Origin of the sequence: Bacillus haynesii, from assembly GCF_001969855.1 — a bacterium.
GTDB lineage: Bacteria > Bacillota > Bacilli > Bacillales > Bacillaceae > Bacillus > Bacillus haynesii.
This window is the reverse complement of sequence record NZ_MRBL01000003.1, coordinates 164,919-188,578: the sequence shown is the minus strand read 5'-3', so window position 1 is coordinate 188,578 and position 23,660 is coordinate 164,919. Positions and strand designations below refer to the sequence as shown.

24 protein-coding genes are annotated in these 23,660 nt (G+C 48.7%); 12 read left to right on the top strand and 12 right to left on the bottom strand.

The annotated features are described in order from the left end of the window. Nucleotides 1–193: 193 nt before the first annotated feature. The 9 genes from BTA31_RS03035 to BTA31_RS02995 all read left to right on the top strand — a co-directional run bounded on the left by BTA31_RS03035 (nucleotide 194) and on the right by BTA31_RS02995 (nucleotide 7,827). On the top strand, nucleotides 194–937 hold the full coding sequence (locus tag BTA31_RS03035) for a metal ABC transporter ATP-binding protein (RefSeq protein WP_076788842.1): 744 nt from the start codon (nucleotides 194–196) through the stop codon (nucleotides 935–937). Beyond that, on the top strand, nucleotides 937–1,797 hold the full coding sequence (locus BTA31_RS03030) for a metal ABC transporter permease (protein WP_003185227.1): 861 nt from the start codon (nucleotides 937–939) through the stop codon (nucleotides 1,795–1,797). Before BTA31_RS03035 ends, BTA31_RS03030 begins: the two co-directional genes overlap by 1 nt. Before the next feature lie 27 nt (nucleotides 1,798–1,824). Further along, nucleotides 1,825–2,754 carry a metal ABC transporter substrate-binding protein gene (locus tag BTA31_RS03025; protein ID WP_076788841.1) on the top strand — a complete coding sequence of 310 codons (930 nt, stop codon included), beginning with the start codon at nucleotides 1,825–1,827 and terminating at the stop codon, nucleotides 2,752–2,754. A gap of 94 nt (nucleotides 2,755–2,848) precedes the next feature. Further along, nucleotides 2,849–3,184: a four-helix bundle copper-binding protein gene (locus tag BTA31_RS03020; protein ID WP_043927241.1), complete on the top strand. Its 336-nt coding sequence runs from the start codon at nucleotides 2,849–2,851 to the stop codon at nucleotides 3,182–3,184. Nucleotides 3,185–3,293: 109 nt separating this feature from the next. Next, nucleotides 3,294–4,073, top strand: a complete 780-nt coding sequence (locus tag BTA31_RS03015; RefSeq protein ID WP_076788840.1) for a MurR/RpiR family transcriptional regulator — start codon at nucleotides 3,294–3,296, stop codon at nucleotides 4,071–4,073. Nucleotides 4,074–4,156: 83 nt separating this feature from the next. Further along, nucleotides 4,157–5,071 (top strand): 1-phosphofructokinase, encoded by a 915-nt coding sequence (gene pfkB / locus BTA31_RS03010; RefSeq protein WP_076788839.1) that lies wholly within the window; start codon nucleotides 4,157–4,159, stop codon nucleotides 5,069–5,071. A 13-nt stretch (nucleotides 5,072–5,084) separates the two neighbouring features. Then, nucleotides 5,085–6,485 (top strand): PTS fructose transporter subunit IIC, encoded by a 1,401-nt coding sequence (locus BTA31_RS03005; protein ID WP_076788838.1) that lies wholly within the window; start codon nucleotides 5,085–5,087, stop codon nucleotides 6,483–6,485. Between the two features lie 6 nt (nucleotides 6,486–6,491). Further along, the gene (locus BTA31_RS03000; protein WP_076788837.1) at nucleotides 6,492–6,950 is read left to right on the top strand and encodes a PTS sugar transporter subunit IIA; all 459 of its coding nucleotides are present in this window, start codon (nucleotides 6,492–6,494) and stop codon (nucleotides 6,948–6,950) included. A gap of 25 nt (nucleotides 6,951–6,975) precedes the next feature. After that, entirely contained in the window at nucleotides 6,976–7,827 is an 852-nt protein-coding gene (locus BTA31_RS02995; protein WP_076788836.1) for a tagatose bisphosphate family class II aldolase, read from the top strand. A 40-nt stretch (nucleotides 7,828–7,867) separates the two neighbouring features. Here the strand turns inward: BTA31_RS02995 and BTA31_RS22950 are convergent, their stop codons facing one another. From BTA31_RS22950 to BTA31_RS02950, 10 genes are all read right to left on the bottom strand, one after another. Then, nucleotides 7,868–8,017 (bottom strand): hypothetical protein, encoded by a 150-nt coding sequence (locus BTA31_RS22950; protein WP_167370604.1) that lies wholly within the window; start codon nucleotides 8,015–8,017, stop codon nucleotides 7,868–7,870. After that, on the bottom strand, nucleotides 8,014–10,449 hold the full coding sequence (locus BTA31_RS02990; RefSeq protein ID WP_076788835.1) for a heavy metal translocating P-type ATPase: 2,436 nt from the start codon (nucleotides 10,447–10,449) through the stop codon (nucleotides 8,014–8,016). Before BTA31_RS02990 ends, BTA31_RS22950 begins: the two co-directional genes overlap by 4 nt. Before the next feature lie 37 nt (nucleotides 10,450–10,486). Next, a complete protein-coding gene (copZ, locus tag BTA31_RS02985; protein WP_076788834.1) occupies nucleotides 10,487–10,696 on the bottom strand; it encodes a copper chaperone CopZ in 210 nt (69 codons plus the stop codon). A 94-nt stretch (nucleotides 10,697–10,790) separates the two neighbouring features. Further along, nucleotides 10,791–11,096 carry a copper-sensing transcriptional repressor CsoR gene (gene csoR, locus BTA31_RS02980; RefSeq protein ID WP_076788833.1) on the bottom strand — a complete coding sequence of 102 codons (306 nt, stop codon included), beginning with the start codon at nucleotides 11,094–11,096 and terminating at the stop codon, nucleotides 10,791–10,793. 120 nt (nucleotides 11,097–11,216) lie between these two features. Beyond that, a complete protein-coding gene (locus BTA31_RS02975) occupies nucleotides 11,217–11,768 on the bottom strand; it encodes a DJ-1/PfpI family protein (RefSeq protein ID WP_076788832.1) in 552 nt (183 codons plus the stop codon). Nucleotides 11,769–11,853: 85 nt separating this feature from the next. Next, nucleotides 11,854–12,615 (bottom strand): DeoR/GlpR family DNA-binding transcription regulator, encoded by a 762-nt coding sequence (locus BTA31_RS02970; protein ID WP_076788831.1) that lies wholly within the window; start codon nucleotides 12,613–12,615, stop codon nucleotides 11,854–11,856. A gap of 79 nt (nucleotides 12,616–12,694) precedes the next feature. Beyond that, a complete protein-coding gene (locus BTA31_RS02965) occupies nucleotides 12,695–14,176 on the bottom strand; it encodes a rhamnulokinase (protein WP_076788830.1) in 1,482 nt (493 codons plus the stop codon). Further along, entirely contained in the window at nucleotides 14,173–15,393 is a 1,221-nt protein-coding gene (gene rhaI, locus BTA31_RS02960) for an L-rhamnose isomerase (RefSeq protein WP_193427204.1), read from the bottom strand. Before rhaI ends, BTA31_RS02965 begins: the two co-directional genes overlap by 4 nt. Continuing rightward, complete coding sequence (locus tag BTA31_RS02955) at nucleotides 15,386–15,775, bottom strand: sensory rhodopsin transducer (RefSeq protein WP_076788828.1); 390 nt, start codon at nucleotides 15,773–15,775, stop codon at nucleotides 15,386–15,388. The genes rhaI and BTA31_RS02955 overlap by 8 nt, the downstream gene beginning before the upstream one ends. A 54-nt stretch (nucleotides 15,776–15,829) precedes the next feature. Beyond that, complete coding sequence (locus tag BTA31_RS02950) at nucleotides 15,830–17,899, bottom strand: bifunctional aldolase/short-chain dehydrogenase (RefSeq protein WP_076788827.1); 2,070 nt, start codon at nucleotides 17,897–17,899, stop codon at nucleotides 15,830–15,832. A gap of 362 nt (nucleotides 17,900–18,261) precedes the next feature. Between BTA31_RS02950 and BTA31_RS02940 the strand changes: the two genes are divergently transcribed. Further along, nucleotides 18,262–19,461 (top strand): MFS transporter, encoded by a 1,200-nt coding sequence (locus BTA31_RS02940; RefSeq protein ID WP_076788825.1) that lies wholly within the window; start codon nucleotides 18,262–18,264, stop codon nucleotides 19,459–19,461. An 18-nt stretch (nucleotides 19,462–19,479) separates the two neighbouring features. Here the strand turns inward: BTA31_RS02940 and BTA31_RS02935 are convergent, their stop codons facing one another. After that, nucleotides 19,480–20,706 carry an MFS transporter gene (locus BTA31_RS02935; RefSeq protein WP_076788824.1) on the bottom strand — a complete coding sequence of 409 codons (1,227 nt, stop codon included), beginning with the start codon at nucleotides 20,704–20,706 and terminating at the stop codon, nucleotides 19,480–19,482. A 535-nt stretch (nucleotides 20,707–21,241) separates the two neighbouring features. On the opposite strand from BTA31_RS02935, the gene BTA31_RS02930 reads away from it, so the two are divergent. Beyond that, nucleotides 21,242–21,991, top strand: a complete 750-nt coding sequence (locus BTA31_RS02930) for a tRNA-dependent cyclodipeptide synthase (protein WP_076788823.1) — start codon at nucleotides 21,242–21,244, stop codon at nucleotides 21,989–21,991. Then, on the top strand, nucleotides 21,988–23,208 hold the full coding sequence (locus tag BTA31_RS02925; RefSeq protein ID WP_076788822.1) for a pulcherriminic acid synthase: 1,221 nt from the start codon (nucleotides 21,988–21,990) through the stop codon (nucleotides 23,206–23,208). Before BTA31_RS02930 ends, BTA31_RS02925 begins: the two co-directional genes overlap by 4 nt. Here the strand turns inward: BTA31_RS02925 and BTA31_RS02920 are convergent. Next, nucleotides 23,205–23,660: a nuclear transport factor 2 family protein gene (locus BTA31_RS02920; protein ID WP_076788821.1), complete on the bottom strand. Its 456-nt coding sequence runs from the start codon at nucleotides 23,658–23,660 to the stop codon at nucleotides 23,205–23,207. The genes BTA31_RS02925 and BTA31_RS02920 overlap by 4 nt on opposite strands.

Sequence of the window (23,660 nt, the reverse complement as noted above, 5' to 3'; positions counted from 1 at the left end):
CAGCTTGATCTGCATGGCTTTTACCGTTTTTCAGCAATTTTAGCGCTTTACAATTTAGGAATGATATATTAGAATTCAATCAAAAGTTGCATTAGGTAAAAAAAATGTCTTTAGGTAACAAAAAATTACCGAAACAAAAATATTGTATGCAGGTTAACTTTCATATAGACATAGAAAGGGGTTAATGAACGCTATGAAACCCGCAATTACCGTAAAAGATTTATATGTTTCTTATCACGGCGCAGAAGCGCTCCGCAATATCAATTTCTCGCTCGATCAAGGAATGATGGCGGGCATTATCGGACCCAACGGCGCAGGAAAATCAACGCTGTTAAAATCCATGCTCCAATTGATTCCAAAAGATAAAGGCGATGTCCGTCTGCTGGGAAAACCGCTCAAAGATGTACGCAAGCAAATCGCCTATGTTCCGCAAAGGAATGATATGGATTGGACGTTCCCGATCAATGTCCTCGACACCGTCATCCTCGGCACGTATCCTGAACTCGGCCTTTTCAGACGTCCGAAAAAACGCGATAAAGACTGGGCATATCACTGCCTTGAAAAAGTCGGGATGGCTGCATATGCCAAGCGTCAGATCGGTGAATTGTCAGGCGGACAGCAGCAGCGCGTTTTTCTCGCCCGGGCGCTCGCCCAAAAAGCAGAGCTGTTCTGTCTTGACGAACCGTTCGTCGGAATTGATGTGACGAGCGAAGAAATGATCGTCAGCATCTTAAAGGAACTTCGTGATGAAGGAAAGACCGCTCTTGTCGTCCATCACGATTTGAGCAAAGCGGACAGCTACTTCAATGAATTAATTTTGCTGAACAAAGAGCTGATTCAAAAAGGCCCTGTCTCCGACATCCTCAATCCCGACGTGATGATGAAAGCCTACGAATCTCAGCTTCCGTTCCTGCAATCGAAAAGAGGTGCGATCTGATGGAGTTTATCCATGGTTTGATGGAATATTCGTTTCTGCAAAAATCGCTGTTCACATCGATTATGGTGGGCATCATTTGCGGCGTCATCGGCTGCTTTATCATTCTCAGGGGAATGGCGCTGATGGGAGATGCGATTTCACATGCGGTTCTTCCCGGCGTCGCCATCTCTTATATGCTCGGCGTCAATTTTTTCTTCGGCGCCGTCTTTACGGGCATCCTGACAGCTCTCGGAATCGGCTATGTCAGCCAAAACAGCCGGATTAAAAACGATTCGGCCATCGGCATCGTATTCACGGCCTTTTTCGCCGTCGGGATCATTTTGATCACGCTTGTCAAAAGCTCAAGCGATCTGTACCACATCTTATTCGGAAATGTGCTGGCCGTTCGTTCATCCGACATGTGGATCACGCTCGTCATCGGAGTCATTATTCTTACCGCTGTCTTTTTGTTTTACAAAGAGCTGCTCATCACCTCTTTCGACCCGACGATGGCGGCCGTCTACGGCTTGCCGAACCGGCTGATCCACTACTTTTTAATGACGCTTTTAACGATGGTTACGGTCGCATCGCTTCAGACCGTCGGCATTATCCTCGTCGTCGCGATGCTGATCACACCTGCCGCAACCGCTTATTTATTGACAGACCGGCTGTGGGTGATGATCTATTTGTCCGCTTTCCTCGGCGCTTTGTCAGCGGTCATCGGCCTTGGATTAAGCTATACGTACAACCTCTCCTCAGGAGCAGCAATCGTGCTCGTGGCTACGATTTTGTTCGGACTTTCCTTTACGTTTTCACCGAAACAAGGCGTACTTTGGAGAGCGGTGAAATCAAGAAGAAAACGGGCAGCACTTCAACAATAACCACAAAATAAAGGGGGAAAACAAAATATGAAATGGAAGCAAACATTAGCCATTGCGGCGGCATTAATTCTGGTTCTCGCCGCCGGCTGCTCCTCGAAAAGCAGCAGTGAAGAAAACGGAAAGCTGAAGGTCGTTACCACCTACTCCATTCTCTATGACATCGTCAAACAAGTCGGAGGGGATCACATCGATTTATACAGCATTGTACCTGTCGGAACAGACCCGCACGAATACGATCCGCTCCCTAAAGACGTGCAAAAAACGACGGATGCCGATGTCGTCTTTTACAACGGCCTGAATTTGGAGACAGGGAACGGCTGGTTTAACAAGCTGCTGGAAACGGCTGAAAAAGACGGTGATGACGCCCCTGTCTACAAGCTGAGCAAAGGGGTCAAGCCAAAGCACCTCACCGCCAAAGGTAAAGAAACACAAGAAGATCCCCATGCATGGCTCAATATAGAAAACGGGATTCAATATGCCAAAAACGCAAGAGATGCGCTGATCAAAAACGATCCCGACCATAAAGAAGACTACGAAAAAAACGCGGAAGCCTATATCGGCAAGCTGCAAAAGCTTCATGATGAAGCGGTGAACCGCTTTAAAGATATACCGAAAGAGCGCCGCGTCCTTGTGACAAGCGAAGGGGCTTTTAAATATTTCGCTTCGGCCTACGGCGTCGACGCGCAGTATATTTGGGAAATCAATACCGAAAATGAAGGAACTCCCGGTCAGATGAAAAAAATCGTCGACACCGTGAAGAAAAAGGACATCCCGGCCTTATTCGTGGAGACAAGCGTTGACCCGCGGAGCATGGAAAGCCTGTCAGCGGAAACGGGCGTGCCGATTAAAGCAAAAGTCTTCACCGATTCGATCGGGAAGCCCGGTGAAGCGGGAGATTCCTATTATAAGATGATGAAAGAAAACCTTGACCGGATCCATCAAGGCCTCGCCGAATAACCAATGAACTGCTGTACACCGTGTACAGCAGTTTTTTCGTATGTTTCCCCGATTTTAATGCAGGGTACAACGAAGGGAAAACGCAGAAAAAGGAGTGTGTTTCGTGAAATCTTTATATGAGGAATGCATCGAAGCCTGCCGGGAATGTCTTGAAGCATGCAATCACTGCTTTGACAAATGTCTGATGGAAGAAGACGCGGGGATGATGGCCGAATGCATCCGTCTTGACCGGGAATGCGCAGAGATGTGCGGTTTCGCAGTTCAAGCAATGACGCGCAACAGCCCGTATGCCGAAGATATTTGCCAGCTTTGCGCAAAGGTTTGCGAAGCTTGCGGCAATGAATGCAGCCTGCATAAGCATGACCACTGCCAGCTTTGCGCTGAAAGCTGCTTTAAATGTGCGGAAGCATGCAGAAAAATGGCTTCTTAACTTGGAATATCCGGCTCTCGAGCCGGATATTCTTATGTTGGAAATGTTTATTTTCTCTCCTCCCCCCTTGCTAAACTGATACAATATGACTATAAAAGGGGGTTTTATTATGAAAGACAGCGTGTTTCAAATGACTTCTGACACATATCAGTCGCTCAGCGATTCAGAACGGCATTTGCTCGAGTACATTTATCAGCACTTGGACGTCATCGCCACTTTATCGATTGTCAAATTAAGCGAGGATGCAAATGTTTCAACAGCCACGATTGTCAGGTTAATGAAAAAACTCGGATATGACGGCTACACTTCTTTTAAGTATGCATTAAAAGAAAAACACCACCTCGGACACGCTCCGCTGATGGATGATATCGACAGCCAAATTAAACAGGCCGTGCTAAAGAATGAAAGAGAAGTTCTGGATACAATTAAAATGCTTGATATCGGGTTGATCGAAGATGCCATTCAAAAAATCAGCAATGCCGAAAAAGTTTACATTTTCGCAAGAGGATTGTCTGAAATGATTGGAACAGAGATGACGATCAAGCTTCAGCTGCTCGGCAAAAACTGCGAGATGCACAGCGACCCGAATATTATCAGAGGCAAGTCAAAAACACTGACCAAAAAAGACCTCGGCCTTTTTGTTTCCCTGAACGGCGAGACAGAAGAGCTTGTTGAAGCCGCTCAAAACTTCAAATTGCAAGCTATTTCCACCATTACATTAACGACAAGGATCGATTCGCGTCTTGCGAAATTATCAGAGATCGTACTGGTCGGGTTTAAAGGTGAACAATCATTTTTTCCCGATTATGAAGTCCGCTCTCGCCTCCCTCTGCAAGTCCTCTCCCGCATCATGCTGGACTCATACGTCATCCGCACCGCTCATAGCTGAAAACCTTTACACAACCTGTAAACATCCCCCCTTTTATCTGTGACATAATGTCTGTGAAGCCACAGATAAAGGGGGGATACAGCATGATCTATACATGCACGATGAATACCGCAGTCGACTTATTCGTTGAAACCGACGAGCTGCTTCCCGATGTTGTCAACCGCACTAAAGATGAAGATTACCAGCCAAACGGAAAAGGCGTCAATATTTCCTTTATGCTCAAGCGCCTCGGTCTTGACAATACCGCGCTTGGATTTACAGGCGGATTTACCGGGCGTTTTATTGAAAATGAACTGCTGAATGAAAAAATCGTCACAGACTTTGTCGAAGTGGAAGGCATCTCACGGATCAATATTTTTATCAATGCCACCCGGGAATTCAAAATCGTAAACAAAGGACCGCTCATATCTGAAGCCCGAAAACAGGAGCTGATCAACAAAATCCGTCAAATCCCGTCCGGCCGTTTCTTATTTATTTCAGGCAGTCTTCCGAGAGGGGTCCCCGATGACATGTACCTTTCGCTTTCCGAGATTGCCGCCGAAAACAAACTGAAATTGATCTTGGATATCAGTTCTCCCGTCCTATTAGATTGTCTTTCATACCATCCTTTCCTGATTAAACCGAATGAACAGGAGCTGGCCGCTTTTTTCAGCCAGAAGAAAGCGCTGTCCGAAGAAGAAATCATCCATTATGGAAACGAGCTTCTCGACCGCGGCGCTGAAAGGGTTCTCATCTCCCGCGGCAAAGACGGCGCCCTTTATTTAGACCGCCAAAGAACCTTAAAAGCGACCGCCGCCAAAGGCAAAGTTGTCAATACCGCGTGTGCTGGCGATGCCATGCTTGCCGTATTCGTCGGAAAACAGGAGCTCGGCTGTTCCGTTCCTGAAGCACTCAGATACGCCTCTGCCGCCGGTTCATTGACGGCATTCTCGAAAGGACTCGGTGATGTGTCAGATCTCGATCAAACAGCTTCACAAATTCAAATCACTCATTTATAAAGGGGGTTTTCTTATGAAAAAGTTCAAAATCATCGCGGCAACCGGCTGTCCAACAGGAATTGCCCATACATTTATGGCTGAAGAGGCTTTAAAACAGGCTGCCGCCAAACTGGGTGTAGAAATCAAAGTCGAAACACACGGGCAAATCGGCGTTCAAAACGAACTATCACCAGAGGACATTAAACAAGCCGACGGGGTCATTATCGCGGCAGACAAGGATGTAGGCGCCGAGCGTTTTGCAGGCAAACGTGTCCTTGACGTCCCGGTCGCACGGGGCATCCGCGATGCAGAAACTTTAATTCGGACGCTCATGAACGGCGAAGCGCCGATTTACCGCGGACAAACAGCAGCAAAAACAGAGGATGAACCCAAAACAGGCGAAGCCGCTTCCATCGGCCGTAAAATATATAAACATTTGATGAACGGGGTTTCCCACATGCTCCCATTTGTCGTCGGCGGAGGGGTTTTGATTGCACTTTCCTTTTTATTCGGCATCCATTCAGCGGATCCTGAACATCCAAGCTACAACGCTTTTGCCGAATTGCTGAATAAAACGGGCGCATTCGGCTTCCAGCTGATGGTTCCGATTCTGTCCGCCTATATCGCCGATTCAATGGCTAAACGCCCCGGCCTGATTGTCGGTTTTATCGGCGGCATGATCGCCAGTACGGGTGGAGCAGGTTTTCTGGGTGGCATCGTATCCGGTTTTTTGGCGGGACTGATTATTTACGGTCTCTCGTATGCACTTAAAAAAATGCCTCAGTCCCTTGAAGGGCTGAAAGCAATTTTTCTTTATCCGGTTATCGGCATTTTTCTGATCGGTGCGGTCATGTTTTTTCTCGTGGAGCCGATGACGGCCATCAATGAAGGGATGAAGGACTTTTTAGCCGATTTTCAAGGGGCGAACCCCGTCATTCTCGGCTTGATCATCGGCTGTATGAGCGCGTTTGACATGGGCGGTCCGGTCAATAAAGCCGCTTATGTCACCGGAACTGCTCTTCTCGCTGAAGGGAACCAATATTTCATGGCAGGCGTCTCCGCCGCGTGCATCACACCGCCGCTCGTCATTGCGTTTGCCACTTTACTTTTCCGCAAATATTTCAGCCGGCAAGATCGAAATGCAGGGCTTGTCAATTTTATTCTCGGTGCCACTCATATTACCGAAGGCGCTATCCCGTTCGCCGCAAAAAAACCGATCCCTGTCATTCCGATTTTGATGATCGGCTCTTCGGTTTCGGCGATATTAACATACTCATTTGCAGTTCAAGTACCTGCCCCGCACGGCGGATTCCTTGTACTTCCCGTTGTCACAGGAGCCTTTCAGTGGGTGCTGTCGATTATCATCGGATCGCTTATCGGCGCCTTCTTATACGGCTTTTACCAAAAACGGACATATGAAAAAGAGAAAGGCTGATCAAACATGGGCACAGGAGCTTTAATCAAAAAAGAGCACATCTATCTTCAAGAAACGTTATCTTCCCAAGCGGAAGCTTTTGACCGGGTGGCTCAAATCGCATATGAATCAGGAGCCGCCAAAACAAAACAAGCGGTCATTCGCGGATTGGCACAAAGAGAGGCTGAAAGCACGACCGGCTTTATCGACGGCTTCGCCATCCCCCATGCAAAACTGAAGGACATCACAGAAGCATCTGTCATTATCATTCAAAACAAGGCAGGAATCGAATGGAATGCGCTTGATCAAACGCCTGTCATATTTATCATTGCTTTATTGATACCCGATGCCGAGGCAGGCAGCACACATCTCAATCTATTATCATCGGTGTCTCGCATGCTTGTTCACGGAGATGCGAGGCAGCAGCTGCTTGAAGCCTCGAGTCCTGACGACATTCTGAGCACCTTCTCAAGCTATATATCTTAATTTTGATCAGAAAGAAGGAATCGATATGCTGACAAATACGAAGAAAATGCTGCTGGACGCACAGACAAACGGCTATGCGGTGCCGGCCTTTAACATTCACAACCTTGAAACCGTGCAGGCCGTGACAGAAGCGGCTGAAGCCTTAAGGTCCCCCGTGATTCTTGCGGCTACTCCCGGAACCTTCAGCTATGCAGGCCGCGACTATATTCAAGCGATTGCAGAAACGGCCGCCGCGCGCTGCTCAATCCCGGTCGCCCTCCATCTCGATCATCATGAAGAAATTGATGATATTCGCGAGTCTTTATCATTAGGGACAAAATCTGTCATGATTGATGCATCGCACCATCCATTTGCCGAAAATACCGCAATTGTAGCGAGTGTCGTTCAATATGCCCGGCAAAAAGATGCCACTGTAGAAGCCGAGCTCGGAAGGCTCGGCGGACAGGAAGACGATTTGATCGTGGATGAAGCCGACGCCTATTACACCGATCCGGATGCAGCAAAAGAGTTCGTCGAGAAAACCGGAATCGATTCGCTGGCGGTGGCAATCGGTACAGCCCACGGGCTTTACTCAAAAGAGCCCAATATCGATTTTGACCGGTTGGCCGCGATTCAAAAACGGGTTTCAGTTCCGCTCGTCCTGCACGGTGCCTCAGGAATTTCAGAGCAAGATGTAAGAAAGTGCATTAAGCTAGGATGTGCAAAAGTAAATATCGCGACTGAATTAAAAATTCCTTTTTCAGATAAACTGCGCCGTTATCTGCATGAACACATCGATGCAAGCGATCCAAGAAAATATATGGCCCCCGCCAAAGAAGCCATGAAAAAAATCGTCCAAGAAAAGATTTTGATGTGTATGAGCAATGACAGATATTAATACAAAAGCCGGATGTTCTTTAACATCCGGCTTCAGCAAATCATTTGCTATGCTCTTCTAAAACATGACCGTCATGAGGCTTTTCATCGGGTATCGGTTCCTGACCGGCCAATATGCTGTATACGAGCATAACGATTCCTACATACACAACCGCCGAAACCGTCCAAACGAGCACTGTTTTATCCTTCAAGACGGATTCCTCCAATCAAGCTTCACCTTTTGCAGCCTGAGTGCATTCAGAACAACTGAAACTGAACTGAATGCCATCGCGGCCCCTGCGATCCACGGGGCCAAAAGCCCGACGGCCGCGAACGGAATGCCGATACTGTTGTAGGCAAACGCCCAGAATAGGTTTTGTTTAATGTTTTTGATGGTCAGTCTGCTCATGAGGATCGCATCGGCGATGCTGTTTAAATCGCCGCGGATCAAGGTGACGTCAGCGGCTTCCATGGCGACATCAGTCCCCGTTCCGATCGCCATTCCGGTATCGGCCGCCGCCAGTGCCGGCGCATCGTTGATGCCGTCGCCGACCATCGCGACTTTTTTGCCTTCTCCTTGGATTTTCTTCACTTCATCTGCTTTTCCTTCAGGCAAAACTTCGGCGATAACGTGCTGAATGCCGGCTTCTGCAGCAATCGCTTCTGCCGTCCGCCGGTTGTCCCCGGTGATCATGACGACTTCCAGTCCCATATCATGCAGCCTTTTCACTGCTCTCTTCGACGTGTCTTTAATCGTATCGGCGACGGCGACCAGCCCGGCAAACCGACCGTCGATGGCGGCAAGCATCGCCGTCTTTCCTTGCATTTCGAGCTCTTCCATTTCTTTGTGAGCCTCTCGAATGTCAATATCACGGCTTTCCATCAGCCGTCTTGTACCGATCAAAATCCGTTTTTCGTTGACTGCGGCTTCGATACCATAGCCGGGTATCGCTTCAAAGCTGTCTGCTGAGGCAGGTTCTATCCCGTTCTTTTTGACGCCTTCGACAATGGCTTCAGCAAGCGGATGTTCAGAGCTTTTTTCTGCAGCACCGATAAGCTTGAGAAACGATGTTTCATCGATCCACGGTTCAGGGCGTACATCTGTGAGCTGGGGCTTTCCATTTGTGACCGTCCCCGTCTTATCAAGCACAATCGTCTCCAAGCGGTGAGCCGTCTCCAAATGTTCGCCGCCTTTGAATAAAATTCCGAATTCAGCCGCACGGCCCGATCCGGCCATGATCGATGTCGGCGTTGCCAAACCGAGCGCGCACGGACATGCGATCACAAGCACCGCAATCAGCTTTTCCAGCGCCGTGCCGAATTCGCCGGGGCTAACCGCCAAATACCAGACGAAAAATGTGATGACCGCGATGGCCACGACAATCGGCACAAAAACCCCGGAAATCCGGTCTGCGAGCCGCTGAATCGGCGCCTTTGAACCTTGCGCCTCTTCCACGACTTTTATAATCTGCGCCAGCGCAGTATCTTTGCCTACTTTTTCTGCTCTTACTTTTAAAAATCCATTTTTATTGATTGTAGCGCCGATAACCGGATCTCCAACCGTTTTGTCAACAGGAATGCTTTCACCGGTGATCATCGATTCATCCAGCGCTGAACGCCCTTCGACAATCTCTCCGTCTGCCGGTACTTTTTCACCGGGCTTCACGTACATGATGTCACCTGCCAAAACGTTTTCAATCGGTACGGTCATCTCCTCGCCGTTCCTGACGACGGTCGCTGTCTTGGCCTGCAGCCCCATCAGCTTTTTGATCGCTTCGGATGAACGCCCTTTCGCTTTCGCTTCAAACAGCTTTCCTAAAATGATCAAAGTTAAGAGGATGGCGCTTGTTTCATAGTAAAGGCCGTCCGGATGCCGGTTCGTGCCGAGGCTTTCAATGCTTAAATACAAGCTGTAGAAATAGGCGGCAGACGTGCCGAGAGCGACCAGCACATCCATGTTGGCGCTCTTGTTCCGAAGCGCTTTATAAGCCCCCGTGTAAAACTGCTTCCCGACGATAAACTGAACCGGTGTCGCCAACGCGAACTGAACCCAGGGATCCATGAACATCCCCGGCAGCCATATAAATGACGTGAATTTGAAATGGCTGACCATTGCCCAGAGCAGCGGAAAAGACAAAATGGCTGAAAAAATAAATTTGCCGGTTTGACGCTGAATATCTTTTTCTCTTTGTTCCACCCGACCGTCCGCAGTTCGGTCTTTTTTCAGCTCAAGCTTGTAGCCGAGCTTTTCAACGGCTTCGATCATCTCCTCCGGCGAAACCGCACCGGCATGATAGTCGACTGCCGCAGTCTCAATGGCAAAGTTGACGGCGGCGTTTTTGACGCCCGGCAGCTTGTTGAGGCGCTTTTCAACCCGGTTGGCGCAAGCCGCGCACGTCATACCGGAAACCGCAAATTCGGCTTTTTCCGCAGGAACTTGATAGCCGAGAGATTCGACTTTCTCAGCCAGCTGTCCGACTTCGATTTGCCCCGGATCATAAACAATTTTTGATTTTTCCAGCGCCAAGTTCACATTTGCGTCCTGAACGCCGTCAAGCCTTTTCAACCCTTTCTCGATCCGCGCCGCACAGGCGGCGCAGGTCATACCAGAGATTTGGAGGGTGGCTTCTTTTTGTCCGTCCATATCGTTCCACTCCTTATATACCCCTTATAGGTATACATTAAACTGCGACATCATACCCCTGATCTTCGATCGTATCGATGATCTCCTTCAGCGATACTTTGCCTGAATCAAACGAAACGTCGACCTTGCCCTCGTTTAAATTCACTTTAACGGACTCTACTCCGCCAAGCTTTCCGACGTTTCCTTCTACTGCCTGAACACAGTGGTTGCAAGACATCCCTTCGACTTTCAGTGTTTTTTGTTCCATATTGAAAACCTCCTGTGGTTTGATGATATCAATCGGTTTTATATTACCATACCCCTGTAGGGTATTTCAAGAAAACGAGTTTCTCTTTTTTCGTTCATGATTTTGAAAACCTTTTAAACACATCAAGCAGTTCCTCGATGGCCTCTGCGCCTTCACCGCTTTTAATCGCGTTGGCAACGCAATGGTGGGTATGATCTTCAAGCAGGCTGAAAGCCACCTTTTGCATTGCGGCTTGCACAGCTGAGATTTGAACGAGAATATCGACGCAATAGCGGTCATTTTCAATCATATTTTGAATGCCTCTGACCTGTCCTTCAATCCGCTTTAAGCGGTTTGTGATTTGTTCTTTTCCTTTAGAGCTTTTGGGATTTAACGTGTGTTCATGATGATCTGCTGACATCGGAGCACCTCTCTTTCCATTATATTTTGTCCAAGATACCCGTTTGTACCATTATAAAATGCGAAGCGGAACATGTCTAAAAAAAGAGACAACCCCGGACTGCGGGGTCATCCCTGCATATTATTTGTTTAACGCTTTAAAAAACTCTCTCATAAACTCCGGCAGATTGGACCAGTCATGACCTGAGACCAGGTTGGCGTCCACATGAAGCTTCTCCTCAACATAAGTCGCGCCCGCAGCTTCGACTTCCGGTTTGCAGGCGATGTAAGCCGTCAGCTCCCGACCTTTCAGATGTTCTCTCAGGCTTGTGAAAATCATGCTGGCGTGACAAATCGCGCCGACCGGTTTATTTTCCTCAAAGAAATGAGCAACGATTTTCAGCAGGGAATCGTACATTCGGATAAATTCCGGTGCGCGTCCGCCCGGAATGATGATGCCGTCGTATTCGGACGGATCAATCTCATCAAATGAAGCATGCGCGTCAATTAAATAGCCCGGCTTCTCGGTGTATGTATCCCAATCCAGGAAGTCATGAACAACCGTATGAATCTTTTTCTTTTTCGGTGCAGCAATCGTCGTTTCATAGCCCTCTTCAAGACAGCGGTAATAAGGATAATACACTTCCAGCGCTTCAACTGCGTCGCCCGTTACGATCAAAATCTTTTTCGCCATCAAAAACATCTCCTTTCCTTTTTTACTCTTCTATTTTATCCCATTTGCGCCTGATTTTAAAATCAAGTGCTTGAGAAGCTTGTTTTCAGCCGACGATCGTGATGTTCTCTGTTATGTCTTTCAAGAGGGCAAGGTTTGCTTTGTCAATCCCTGAATCTGTGATGACCCTGTATCGGTCATGAAGGTGGTCGATTTGCGAGAAAGCACGGGTTCCGAATTTGCTGCTGTCCGCCATCAAAATCGTTTCGTCCGCAATCTCGATCATTCGTTTTTTCAACAGCGCCTGCATTTCGTTTGAATCGCTCAAGCCGCTCGCAGGGTCGACGCCTTTGCAAGACAGAAATGTTTTGTTGACGTGATACATGTCAAGGGAGCGCTCAGCCAAAGGGCCGACATATGACATCGACTGCGACAGCAGCATCCCGCCGGTTGAAATGACCGTCACCTTTTCTTTTTTGCTGAGTTCAATTGCGACTCTGACTGAATTCGTGATGACGGTCAGCGGGATATTTTCAAGCGCTTTTGCCATGTACCATGCCGTCGTGCTCGCATCAAGAATAATCCGTTCCCCGCTTTTCACGTGCTTGACGGCTTCAAATGCAATCATCTTTTTTTCGTTTACGTTTGTAATTTCGCGCTCGCGAAAATGCACTTCTGCTTCTTCAGTCTGCACGCTGACTGCGCCGCCATGGCTTCTTTTCAGCTTATTTTCCTTCTCAAGCTTTTCCAAATCGCGCCTGATCGTTTCTTCCGTGACGGAAAAAAGCTCGCTCAGTTCTGTGACGCGTACGCTCGAGCGCAGATTGACAAGCTCGACGATTTTTTGGTGTCTTTCAGCTACAAGCATCCGTTTACTTCCTTCCTTTTTTGGTAAAAGTCACTGTTACTTTCATGATAGCGCATCAGCGCCGATACAGGAAATGTTTTCAGCGGGAAGCGGCGCCGAGAATCTGACTTGTAAAGCGGCGGTATGCCGTCTCCCACGCTTCTGTATCTTCCGGTACATACGTTTTTTGAGGAAAGGAAGCCTTGATCGCTTTCCGGGCGCTCTGAATATCCCAAAACATATCGAGCGCGATGGCCTGTACGGCAATGTTGCCGATGGCGCTTGCTTCTGCCGGTCCGGCCCATACATTTCTGGCCAGTACATTCGCTGTGTATTGGCAGAGCAGTTCATTTCGAATCCCTCCGCCCGCCATGTGAAGTCCGTCATATTTTTTTCCTGTCAATGTTTCAATCCGTTCAAGCGTGAACCGGTATTTAAATGCAAGGCTTTCAAGCACGCAGCGGATGATCTGTCCGGGCGTTTCCGGCACGTGCTGCCCTGTTGCACGGCAGTACTCCCTGATCGCCTCAGGCATATGCACGGGATTGAGAAACACCGGGTCATCCGGGTCAACCGCCGACCTGAATGCTTCTGACTGTCCGGCAAGTTTGACAAGCTCGGCGCTCGAATAACTGATCCCATCTTTTTCCCAATCCGCATGGCAGCGCTGGAACAGCCACAATCCCATAATGTTTTTTAAAAAACGGAATGTGCCGCCAGCACCGCCCTCATTTGTAAAATTCCAATCGAGCGCCTGCTTTGTCATCAGCGGAGTGTCAAGTTCGGTTCCGATCAGCGACCAAGTGCCGCAAATCAAATATACAAAGTCATCCGTTTCAGCGGGAACGCCGACAACTGCAGAAGCCGTGTCATGTTCGCCGACGGCAATGACCGGTACGGCAGGCACCGACAATTCGCTGCACACTGATTGTGACAACCTCCCCGCTTCGCTTCCGGGTTTTGCTATATCCTTTGGAAAAATCGAGGCCGGGAGCCCCAGAAGGCTGATGAGCCCCCAATCCCAGTCAGACGTTTTCGGGTTGAACAGCTGAGTTGTCGTCGCATTTGTAAATTCGCTTTTTTTCTCACCCGTTAAAAAATAGCGCAGCAAATCAGGAATCATTAAAAGCGTTTCCGCGTGTTCCAACAGCGGTGAATTCGCTTTTTTCAGCGCCCGAAGCTGAAAGATGGTGTTGAACGGCAAAAGCTGAATACCGGTTCTGGAAAACAGCTCTTCTTTTCCGATTTCATTCAACACCTCCCTCATCATTCCATCCGTGTAAGGGTCGCGGTAATGATAAGGGTTCCCCATCAGCTCTCCATTCCGATCGAGAAAACCGACATCAACCGCCCATGAATCAATTCCGATGCAGCTGATTCGTCCGCAGCCGTTTTTCGCCTTTAAAATGCCCTGTTTGATTTCATGATACAGCCTGAGAATGTCCCAATAAAGGTGTTTTCCCGCCTGAACGGGCTGATTTGGAAAACGGTGAATTTCCTCGGCTTTGATCAGACCGCCGTCCACATGACCTGCATAAGCTCTGCCGCTCGACGCACCAAGATCAAAAGCGAGAATTGTCACCAGCTCGCACCGCCTTTGCCGCGCGCCATGATTTTTTCCGCATACCCGCTTTCCGCATAAGCCTTGAGCGGATCAGGCGGAACGTTCATTTCCTCCCGCACGGCGTAAAGGAGCGGTTTGACGTCGATTTCAAATGCTTCGCGGATCGCAGCCTCTGCGGCAAGCACGTCATGATCTTCCTGCGCTTTCTTCACTTCATCGAAGTTGATCAAAAGCGCTTTTGCAAATTGAGTCTGCACATTCATAACCGAGCGCAGCACAGCCGGAATTTTCGGTTCGAGATTATGGCATTGATCAAGCATATACGAAATATGTTCGGCCGTTTTCCGGACGTTCGGGTCAGAATCGCGGCAGGCATCCAAAATTTGATAAAAAATGAGAAACAGTTCGTACGGGTTGTGCGCGCCAGCGATCAAATCGTCATCAGCGTATTTGCGGCTGTTGAAATGAAAGCCTCCGAGACGTTTTTCGTCAAGCAAATAAGCGACAATGTGCTCGATGTTCGTCCCCTGGGCATGGTGGCCGGTGTCGACAAGCACCTCGGCCTTCGGCCCGAGCTTTTGCGCCAAATTGTAAGCCATCCCCCAATCCGCCAGGTCAGTATGATAAAAAGCCGGTTCAAAAAACTTGTATTCAATCAAGAGCCGCATATCATCGTCAAGAGCTTCGTATACTTCAACCAGACACTCATACATCCAATTTTTCCGTTTTCTGATGTCGCCCTGACCGGGATAGTTGGTTCCGTCGGCAAGCCAGAGGCTGATTTCCTTGGAGCCTGTTTGTTTTGCAATATCGACGCATTCGAGCAATTGCTCAGTCGCTTTTTGGCGAATGTCTGCTTTAACGTTTGTGACGCTTCCGAGTTTGTAGTCATCGTCCTGGAACAAGTTCGGATTCACGGCGCCGATGGCAAGGCCAAGCTCCTCGGCGTGCGTTTTCAGCTTTCCGTAATCATCAACTTGATCCCACGGAATATGGATGGCGACGGAAGGACAGGTTCCGGTTAATTTGTGAACGACTGATGCATCTTCCACTTTTTCAAACGGATCCCTTGGTACGCCCTCTTGCTGAAACACTTTGAAGCGCGTGCCCGAGTCCCCGTATCCCCATGAAGGTGTCTCAATTTTAAGCGCTTTCAATTTTTCCTTTGCTTCAGAAAGGCTGATTCCCCTGTCTTTCTGTTGTTCTTCCAATAAAGCGTAGGCCCGGTCATTCATCATGTACGCCCATCCCCCTTGTTTTTAACGGATATGCCATGGTTGACATTAACGCAAGTTCCGGCTGGGTTGTGTCCAGCCGGCTGTACTGGACGATCACAGGTACATCGCTTGCGATCTCGATCGCATAAGGAACATTTTCAGGAATGCGTTCTCCTGATCTGTGCAAAGAACTTGTGCGAATATGCTTCGTTCTCTTGCCATGAACCGTCTCGGATATACCTTCGAGCGGCGGACGGTCTTCGAAGTATACTGTGATCGCAAGGTTTGCGTCTTCTTCATGGCAATTTAAAACACAAATGGCTTCATGGCTCGTTAAGCTTCCGGAACTTTCCGGAGGAATAAAACCGTCCGGTATGATCCAATGGGTCTCGCCCTTCATCTCCCTTTTCCCCCTTTGTTTTCTTAAAGGGCAGCCGAAGCCGCTCCTTTCCAATTACCTTGAAAATGCGGCCGGCACTCCCCCGTCAACCGTCAGCATGCATCCCGTCGTTTTTGCCGTTTTTTCTGAAGCAAAATAAGCGATCGCCTCGGCAATGTCAGCCGGATAAATGTTGACGGAAAGAGCCGTACGTTTGCGGTAATGCTCTTCAAGCCGGTCGGGTTCAATCCCATAGGCGGTGGCTCTTTCTTCGCGCCACTTGGAGTCCCAGATGGCCGACCCTTGAAGCACCGCATCCGGAAGAACTGAATTCGCACGGATTCCGTACGGTCCGCCTTCAGCGGCGATGCATCTCGCCAAATGAACCTCAAGCGCTTTTGCAGAGCTGTATGCTGAAGCGTTTTTGCCTGCATAGACGGAATTTTTCGAGCCGACAAACACCATGCTGCCGCCTGACCCCTGTTTTTTCATTTGCTTAAAAGCTTCTCTGGCGACGAGGAAATATCCTGTTCCGAGTACATTCATATTCAGATTCCATTCTTCGAGCGTCGTTTCATCAAGCGGGCTGGATGTCGCAAGCCCCGCATTGTTGACGAGGATGTCATTCCCGCCATATTTAAGGGCGATTTCCTCGAAGGCCGCCTGAACATCCTCTTCTTTCGTCACATCCATGCGGACGGCGAAAGCTCGTTCTGCACCGTATTGTTTATTAATCTCGGCAGCTGTTTTTTCTGCACCTTCCATATTAATGTCAGCGACCACAACATGCGCACCTTCTGAAGCAAGGCGGCGGCAGGTCTCGCTGCCGATTCCGCCCGCTCCCCCCGTCACAAATGCGATCTTGCGGGAAAACTCGGCTTCCGGCGGAGCAAGCGTTAATTTATAAAGCTCAAGCGGCCAATATTCAACATTGTAGGATTCTTCCTCATTGAGAGATACAAAGTTTCCAAGGACTTCCGTTCCCTTCATAACAGCAATTGCCCGGCGATATAAATCTCGGCTGACCTTCGCCATCGCCAGGCTTTTTCCTGCTGCCACCATGCCGATTCCAGGGATCAGTATCACGCGCGGGGCCGGTTCAAACATCTCGTCTCCTTCATGCCGGTTTCGTTGAAAATAGGCTGCATACGACTCTTTAAATCCAGCAATCTCGGTTTTGATCCGTCCGGCCAGCTCTTCTGTGTCCTGTTCAGCGGGATTCCACGGAATATAGGCAGGCACCCGCTTTGTATGAACGAGGTGATCCGGACAAGCGGCGCCGACCTGTGAAAGCGACGGAGCGCGCCTGCTGTTCGCGAATTCGAGCACATCGTCTGCATCGCACCAGGTGAGCAGCATGCGTTTTTCTCCGCTGACAGCGCCGCGGATAACCGGCAAGATATCGGCTAAAATCCGTTTCCGCTCCTCCGGTGCAAGCGGCTCGACCATCTGTCCGCCAAACGCCTGATGATCTTCCGAACGGCTTTTAATGTATGCTTCCGCTTCGCGAATCACGGCAATCGTCTGATCATAGCTTGCTTTCGCCGTTTCCCCCCACGTGACGAGCCCGTGCTTCTCCATTAAAACAAGCTCTGCATTCGGGTTGTTTTTTACGCCTTCTGCTATCATCTTCGATAAAGTGAAGCCCGGTCTGACATAAGGCACCCATACAAATCGGCTGTCGAATATCTCCTCTGCGATCTCTTTTCCATTATCAGCGCAGCAGATGCTGATGATCGCATCGGGGTGGGTGTGATCGACATGCGGAAACGGCAAAAAAGCATGAAGAAGCGTTTCGATCGACGGCCGCGGATGCTTTCCGTCCATCATGCAATGGGACAAATATGCCGTCATTTCTTCATCAGACATGCTGCTCCGTTCCATCAGCGGTCGAATATCATCCAACCTCAATCCGGTAAATTGGCCCGCTGACATCGTCGCCAAGTCCGAGCCGCTGCCTTTCACCCACATCACCTCGATATCCCTGCCTCTGAAATCCTTTTCTGTCGTTTTCATCGATGTGTTTCCCCCGCCCCAGTTGCAGACCGAGCGGTCAGAGCCGATCAGGTTGGAACGGTAGACGAGTTCGTCAAGACCCGGACGCAGCAATGCAGCCTCAGCCTCTGACCATAAATATTTTACCATGCGTATCACTCCGTTTTTGTTTGTTTATTTTTGAATATGTTTGTTTTAAGAGTAACATATTTTGTTTTTATTTGTAAGCGCTTTTTTCGGAAACCATTTTAAAATAGAAGCTGTTCAATCGGTCGATAAATAAAAAACCGCCAACAGCAGGCGGCCGTCGGGGTCAAGAATGCGGGAATGTTTACCCTTTGATTTTGAAAATGAAATGTCAGATTTTATGAAAACGCTGGCATCATGATGATGGCGCTTTTTGTGCCGCCGACATAACGTTTGGGGAACATATTGATCCGCAAAAAACGGTTGAAATTCGTCTTTTGATCTTTTAATATATAAACTCATGTTTTTTAAAAGGAGGGGTCAGGATGAAAAAAACACTGCACGCACCAGTCAAACTGATCATCGCAATTTTTATGATTTGCACATTTTCCATCGGCTTTACAGAGTACGTCGTTATGGGTATATTGACTTCCATTTCAAAGGATCTCTCTGTTCCGATTTCGTCTACCGGGTTATTGGTAACGGCATACGCGGGAAGCGTCTGTCTGACGGGGCCGATCGTCACCATATTTTCGGTTAAAATGCCGCGCAAACCGGTATTGCTCGGCTTGATGAGTGTGTTTGTACTGTCGAATGCGCTCAGTTTCCTGGCACCGAACTTCACTGTTTTGTTGATCTCAAGAATCCTGTCAGCATCCATTCATGGTGCATTTTTTGCAACGACGATGGTGTTCGTCAGCGAAATGGTGCCGCCCGAAAAACGGGCCGCCGCTGCCGCTTCAATGAACGGCGGTTTAACCATCGCCCTGATGCTCGGCGTTCCGTTCGGTTCTTATTTAGGCGACCTTTTCAACTGGCGGATCGTTTTTCTGATGATCGTCTGCCTCGGATTGATCGGCCTCGCCGGCATTTGGCTGACGGTACCGCACAGAAAACCGAAAGTTGTCCCTAAATTGATCCATGAATGGGATGTGTTTAAAAATAAGCAAGTTCTTTTTTCTTTTGCTATCACAATTTTTGGCTATTCAGGCGTATTCATCGCCTACACGTTTATTGAACCGATGCTGCGGCATTCTGCCGGTTTCGGCAGTCTCGGCATTACAGCCGCCCTTTTCGCCTACGGATTTGGCGGGGTTGTCGGCAATTTCTACGCCGGAAAGGTGCCGTTTCACCTGTTAACCCGCTCCATGATCGGGGTGATGATCGCGCTCATGGCGATTCTTGCGGCCTTCCCTTTTGTCAGCGGACATCCTGCCGGCGCCATCATCGTGACGTTTTTATTCGGAGCCGGCGCGTTCGGAACAGTGCCTCTTTTGCAAACAAAGGTCGTGGCTGCGTCTGAACACGGAACAACGATCGCCACTTCTGTCAGCATCGCTGCATTTAACTTGGCCAACGCGCTCGGGGCATGGATCGGCGGACTTATTCTTAATGCATCAGAGTCCTACACATACCTTGCCACAGGCGGTGCGCTAATGACCATGTGCGGGCTGACGCTGACGATGTTCGCCTATGTGTCTGAGAAAAGACAAGTAAAAGAAGAAATGTGGAGAACAGACCTGTAATCAAAAAGCTGCCCGGCTTTAAGACCTGGCAGCTTTTTTGTTTGGTTCTTGCAGCGTCTTTGTGTGAGCTGCTTTCCGCATGACCGCGATCATCAAAAGGGCGGCCGCAGCATAGACGATACCGAAGCAGCCGAAAACGAAAACAGAAGATGACAATCCCAATAACACGCCTGATATAACGGGACCGCAGGCCATTCCCGTATACCTGATAAAATTGAACATGCCCATCGCACTGCCGCGGTTCTCCTCAAATTCATTCGCCATCATCGTAGAGAAGAGCGGCGGAATCAGCCCCATCGTGACGCCGAAAAGAACGAGGGCTGCCGACATGGCGAAAAGCGAAAACGAATGGGTAAAGCCAAAGCAGACGACGCTCCCTGCGGCGGTCAGATTGCCGATCAAAAACAGGCGTCTGAGCGATAATCTCTTTTGTATCCACTTAAACAGCACGCTGCCGGCACTCGTGCTGACCGCTATCGGCAAATACAACAAGCCGACGATCTGCAGATCAAGGTGATAATGATCGGTCAGCAAAATCGGCAAATACACGATCATTGAAAAATAAATAAAGAAAATAAGGTAGCTTAATACCAAAACGGCATTTCCCGTCCTGTTTTTGAATATGTCCTTATAATGCGACAACAGGCTGCCCGCGCTGAGATTGGTCTTTTTTTCCGCATGGCTCTGCGGAAAGCAAAACGCATTTCCGAAAAGCAAAAGAACTGACAATACTGTCAAAAACCAAAAAATACCCGGATAATTATAACGTTCCCCGATAAAACCGCCGAGAATGGGCGCCGCTGCCGGCGCAAGGGAAAGCAGCATTTGATAAGTCCCCATCGCACTGCCCCGCTTCGTTCCCTGGAACAGAGATCCGATTGTGGTTGCCGCAATTAATGGAAGCGCAGCCGTCCCCAAAGCCTGCAGCACCCTGAAAAAAAGAAACAGGCCAAAGTCACGGGCGGCTGCGCAGCCGATTGTGGCGATAACCGTTACGATCATGCTCGCCATCATCACAAATCTCGCCCCTTTAAAATCAACAATTGAGCCGACAATGATCTGCATCACAGCTGTAATGAAGATGAACAGCGAGACGGACAGGTTTACCATCGAAACGGAAACGTGAAACGAGTCTCTGATTAACGGAATGATGGGTGAATAAATATTTTGATTCAACGATGCGAAAAAGGCGCTGATACACACAAAATACATAATGAAAGAAGCATTTAATTTCATTGGCCTCATGTCAAACCGCCTGCCTTGTTTTTGTTTATTCGTTAACAATCTTATCAATATCGTTTACCAGTTAACAATATTAATTGTAGATGACCCCTTTATCATTGTCAACGAACATTTCTTATTGGAGCTTTAAATTTATTTACATATTTTTTACTTTTCGGATTCCTTCACTCGAAAAACACCTTTAAAAAAGGTTTTACCCTTTCTATTCTAATCACAATTCCTTAGATTTACAAAAAAACGTTACGAATATTTTCATATTTTGAATTTGAATTGTGTTGACAGTTGGAAAAGTTAGGGATAAAATGACTATTGTTTACTAGTAAACTTTTATGCTGTACCTTGCCTGATTTTGAGCTTAAACCCTTGCCCTGCTTTAACGATTGAACAAATGCTACACCCCTCATCATGACCCGCACCATCGCTGTTTTCTTCTCGATTCATACCGAAGTGAAACCAGCCTATTCCCAGTTCGATAAGCCGCACGTATCCATCATTGATTGCAAAAGAAGTCATTCTATGTCCGTTAAGGAGGAAATCAATGACAGAGCTTATAATGGAGAGCAAACACCGGCCATTCAAAACCGAAACACTTACCCAAAACTGCAATGAAATACTAAAACGCAGACGCCATGTTCTTGTTGGCATCAGCCCGTTTAACAGCCGATTTTCCGAAGATTATATACATCGGCTTATCGGCTGGGCCGTCCGTGAATTTCAACATGTATCCGTGCTTTTGGCGGGAAAGGAAGCAGCCAACCTTCTCGAAGCGCTCGGCACCCCAAATGGGAAGGCCGAACGGAAAGTCAGGAAAGAAGTCTCACGGAACCGGAGATTCGCTGAAAAGGCGTTGGAAGCGCATGGCGGCAACCCCGAGGCCATCCATACATTCTCCGATTTCACGAACCAGACCGCATACCAGCGTTTGCGGATGGAAGTCGAAGATGCCTTTTTCGACCAGCCGCATTTTCGGAAAGCCTGCCTGGAGATGTCGCATGCGGCTATCCTCGGACGGGCCCGGGGTATTCGGATGGATGTCCGGGAGGTCAGCGCAGACATGCTGGAGCTGGCTGTTGAATACGTCATCGCTGAACTTCCGTTTTTCATCGCCGCCCCTGATATTTTAGGCGTCGAAGAGACGCTTCTTGCTTACCACCGTCCATGGAGGCTCGGCGAACGGATCTCCCGTAACGAATTTGCTGTCAAAATGCGCCCGAATCAAGGATATCTTATGGTTTCCGAATCGGACGAAAGTGTCGAATCTAAAAGCATGCAGGAGGAACGAGTATGAATCAATCGCTAAAAACATTCAGCGTGTTGTCAGAACAATATCACGAGAATCCGTATCAATATTTCTCATACCTTCGGGAATCTGATCCCGTCCATTATGAAGAGTCGCTGGACAGCTATTTTATCAGCCGCTACCAGGATGTGCGCCGCGTGCTCCAGAATCAGGATGTCTTTACAACGAAATCGCTTGCCAAACGGGCCGAGCCCGTCATGCGCGGACCTGTGCTCGCCCAAATGAAAGGCAAAGAGCACACGGCGAAAAGGAGAATCGTTCTGCGCCGTTTTATCGGGGAGTCCCTTGATCACCTCACACCGCTCATCAAAGAAAATGCACAAAGGCTTTTGGCCCCTCATCTTGAGAAAGGACGGATCGACCTTGTCAATGATTTCGGCAAAACGTTCGCCGTTTGCGTGACGATGGACATTTTAGGTTTGGACAAGAACGACCACCAAACGGTGAGAAACTGGCACAGCGGCGTCGCCGATTTCATTACCAGTTTGAATCAGGCGCCTGAGGACCGGGAACATTCCCTCAAATGCAGTGAACAGCTCGCTGAATATTTGAATCCGATTATCGAGGAAAGGCGCAAAAATCCCGGACATGATTTAATATCCATCCTTTGCACTTCCGAATACGAGGGAGTGGCGATGTCTGACCGGGACATCCGCGCGCTGATTCTCAATATCTTGCTTGCCGCCACGGAACCGGCGGACAAGACGCTCGCATTAATGATTTATCATTTGCTTCATCATCCCGATCAAATGAAAGACGTGCTGGAAGACCGCACGCTCCTGCCTCAGGCCATCGCAGAGACGTTGCGCTACAAGCCGCCGGTGCAGCTTATCCCGCGCCAGCTTTCACAAGACGCGGAAATCGGCGGAGTCGAGCTCAAAGAAGGGACGACTGTATTTTGCATGATAGGCGCGGCAAATCGCGATCCTGAAGCGTTTGAGGATCCCGACGAGTTCAACATCCATCGCAGCGACCTGGAAGTCAAAAGCGCATTCAGCGGCGCAGCCAGGCATCTCGCATTCGGTTCAGGCGTCCACAACTGTGTAGGAGCGGGGTTTGCGAAGACGGAAATCGAGCTTGTCGCAAATATCGTCCTGGATCAGCTGGAGAATATCAAGCTGGAGGAAGATTTCGTTTACCGCGAGACAGGTCTTTACACACGCGGACCCGTGTCGCTCAATATCAGGTTTGATGCCAAACATTAATCTTGTGAAAAAGCCTTCTCCTCCCGAGAGGAGGCTTTTTCAATTGCTGCCTCACTGATCTTCGCCAGCTCTTCAAACCCCTCCTTACCTTCGCTCGCATGTGAAAATTCGTGGCATTGTACGATTTTAAAACCACTCATTTTAAATATCGCGATGATATCAATTCTCCCCCGGTCTCCATTCTTTTTGACAACCTTGACCGTATACCTGACCGCTGCGCTTTCGAGGCGCTCGTCAAACAAAAACTCATGAAAGGGCGATACCGTTATCGTGCGGGCAACCTTTTTCAGCGTCCGCATGTGATCTTTAAACTGCATAAGGTCAATTTGACTGCCGTCGGTTACTTGAACATAATCCTCGCTGAAATAATCGGGAATTTTTTCAGTATTCATTTCCGACACGATGTCCTGATACATGTTGCTTAAAAACTGTTGGGCTTCACTTTTATTCAT